This window comes from Mucilaginibacter sp. P4_G9 (genome assembly GCF_056400985.1).
Window position 1 is genome coordinate 1 of the sequence record NZ_JBFUKF010000804.1, and the last position, 1093, is coordinate 1093.

The following is a 1093-nucleotide window of genomic DNA, read 5'->3' on the forward strand; positions in this document are numbered from 1 at the left end:
TCATGATTAATGTAATTTGAATGTATTTTGGCAATATTTACAATAAATTTATTGCTCAATATTTCAGTATTACTACTTAAATCATTCTGTAGTTTTATACCCTCATAAATGATGTAATTTTTCTTTCTCCATGATTCGGCACTTTCATTTAAATTACAATAAAAAGAAAAATAATCTACTGGTAATACAATGAATTTTAAATTATGCCAATGATTATCATATTTTTTAATTAGTTCCCAGTCATAATCTAATGATTGCGAAATATAAGCAGCATTAAATGCTTTATATTTTAAATAAACAGGATTTATGCCATAATAAGCATGCGATGAACCTAAAACCAAAACATTAATAATGTTGGAATTACTATCTAAATAGCTTGTTTTATATTGATAGTCGTTAGGTATTCTTCTACACAATACTTCAATCAAAGTACCCAATAATATAATTGGAAAAATAAAAAGTACTGTAGAACATATGAATTTTTTCATCATTAAAATTGAAGTCACATTAATTACAGTTTGACATTGATTGATAGCTCTCATTAACCCAAACATTAATTTAAGTGCTTTAATGCTTTGGGTTCAAAAGCGTACAGCAATTACTCCTATACCATTTTAGCAAAGGTGGAGTTATTTGGATAAGAATATAGCTGATTTGTAGAGAAATTCAATTCGCCATTATTTATATTTTGACGAGATTAAATGATTTAATGGGGGACAGGATTTAGTATGGATTAATCAAATACTACTGAATTATGGTTTATATTATATGGTTATGTTTCTGCCGTCATGGCTTAAAACTTCATTGAATTTTTCAAGTAGTTTTATATACTTATCCATCCAATAATAAGTTGCATCCCGGGGCTGATCTTTGGTACTTAAGGCCTCAAAAGGACGGTCTGCATTGACAGAATTAATTCTTTTTGCAAAAGCTTCGGGGAATTCCTTTGAAAAATCATGCCCAATAACGAAACCAATTTGACAAATAATGTCCAGGTTAAGCTTTTTAGTTTCAAACCAATTGTATAAGGTTCTTCGACTAACATTAAGCTTTCGGGCAATTTCACTTATCCCCATATGATCTCGTCGTACAA

2 protein-coding genes are annotated in these 1093 nt (G+C 29.1%); both read right to left on the reverse strand.

What is annotated here, in order from left to right:
* Positions 1 to 542: hypothetical protein (locus AC1DPZ_RS27770; RefSeq protein WP_477409615.1), on the reverse strand; the 542-nt coding region annotated here is incomplete at its 3' end.
* A 222-nt stretch (positions 543 to 764) separates the two neighbouring features.
* A partial coding sequence (locus tag AC1DPZ_RS27775; protein ID WP_477409617.1) for a hypothetical protein occupies positions 765 to 1093 on the reverse strand: 329 nt, incomplete at its 5' end.